Source organism: Kosakonia sp. S57, assembly GCF_016516575.1.
In the GTDB taxonomy this organism is placed as follows: Bacteria; Pseudomonadota; Gammaproteobacteria; order Enterobacterales; family Enterobacteriaceae; genus Kosakonia; species Kosakonia cowanii.
The window spans coordinates 1-1,448 of the sequence record NZ_JACVUL010000045.1; the positions used below are offsets into that span (position 1 = coordinate 1).

2 protein-coding genes are annotated in these 1,448 nt (G+C 54.8%); both read left to right on the top strand.

Going from position 1 to position 1,448, the window contains the following annotated elements; translation table 11 throughout:
* The coding region (locus IAE48_RS23900) for a flagellin (RefSeq protein ID WP_255564603.1) at window positions 1–312 on the top strand (312 nt) is incomplete at its 5' end.
* Window positions 313–513: 201 nt separating this feature from the next.
* Entirely contained in the window at window positions 514–1,446 is a 933-nt protein-coding gene (locus tag IAE48_RS23905) for a flagellin (RefSeq protein WP_200135763.1), read from the top strand.
* Window positions 1,447–1,448 lie beyond the last annotated feature (2 nt).

Below are 1,448 nucleotides of genomic sequence, written 5' to 3' on the forward strand. Positions count from 1 at the left end.
GGTAAAGTGACCGGCGGCGCGAGCGGTACTGCTTCCGGCTCCACTCCGCTGGCTGATATCGATGCGGCAATCAAGTCTGTTGACTCCCAGCGCAGCCTGCTGGGTGCGTCCCAGAACCGTTTCGAATCCACCATCACTAACCTGAACAACACCGTGAGCAACCTGTCGTCTGCCCGCAGCCGTATTCAGGACTCCGATTATGCGACCGAAGTGTCGAACATGTCCCGCGCGCAGATCCTGCAGCAGGCTGGTTCTTCCGTGCTGGCGCAGGCCAACCAGGTTCCGCAGACCATGCTGTCCCTGCTGCGTTAATTCGCAGAATAAAGTCGTACAAAAAAGCGCCGCTCGTCGGCGCTTTTTTTATTTTATGAACTGCGTTTTTTTTAGACAGAAATTGCTCAAAAAACATAAAAAACACTAAAGAGTTCGCAGACCCCGTCGATAACAATTATGACGGTGATGAAGCCGCTGGCGCTTACCGGAATATAAATTTCTTACTTAAGGATAACTATCATGGCTGTTATTAATACTAACACCCTGTCGCTGATGACCCAGAACAACCTGACTAAATCACAGTCTTCTCTGGGCACTTCGATCGAGCGTCTCTCTTCCGGTCTGCGTATCAACAGTGCAAAAGATGATGCTGCTGGTCAGGCGATCGCCAACCGCTTTACGTCCAACATCAACGGCCTGTCCGTTGCAGCACGTAACGCCAACGACGGTATCTCTCTCTCCCAGACCGCTGAAGGCGCGCTGGGCGAAATCAACAACAACCTGCAGCGTATCCGTGACCTGACCGTTCAGGCACAGAACAGCTCCAACTCCGCGTCTGACATCGACTCCATCCAGGCTGAAGTTAACCAGCGTATGGAAGAAGTGAACCGCGTAACCAACCAGACCGACTTCAACGGCATCAAAGTGCTGAACACCGGTTCCGGCACCAGCACCTATAACTTCCAGGTCGGCGCGAAAGACGGCGAGAAGATCGGTATCGACATCAGCTCCAGCGACAGCTACAACCTGGCTGCAGCGGGCTCTTCCGGTACTGCTCTGAACACCAAAGCCATGGCTTCCGGTGACACCGTTAACGGTACCCAGCGTCAGACTCAGGCTGTTGGCTTCGACGTTCTGAAAGGTAAAGTGACCGGCGGCGCGAGCGGTACTGCTTCCGGCTCCACTCCGCTGGCAGATATCGATGCGGCAATCAAGTCTGTTGACTCTCAGCGCAGCCTGCTGGGTGCGTCCCAGAACCGTTTCGAATCCACCATCACTAACCTGAACAACACCGTGAGCAACCTGTCGTCTGCCCGCAGCCGTATTCAGGACTCCGACTATGCGACCGAAGTGTCGAACATGTCCCGCGCGCAGATCCTGCAGCAGGCTGGTTCTTCCGTGCTGGCGCAGGCCAACCAGGTTCCGCAGACCATGCTGTCCCTGCTGCGTTAATT

What these genes read in the sequence shown, in the direction of transcription:
- IAE48_RS23905 (WP_200135763.1), top strand. Translation starts at nt 514, where the DNA reads ATGGCTGTTATTAATACTAACACCCTGTCGCTGATGACCCAGAACAAC.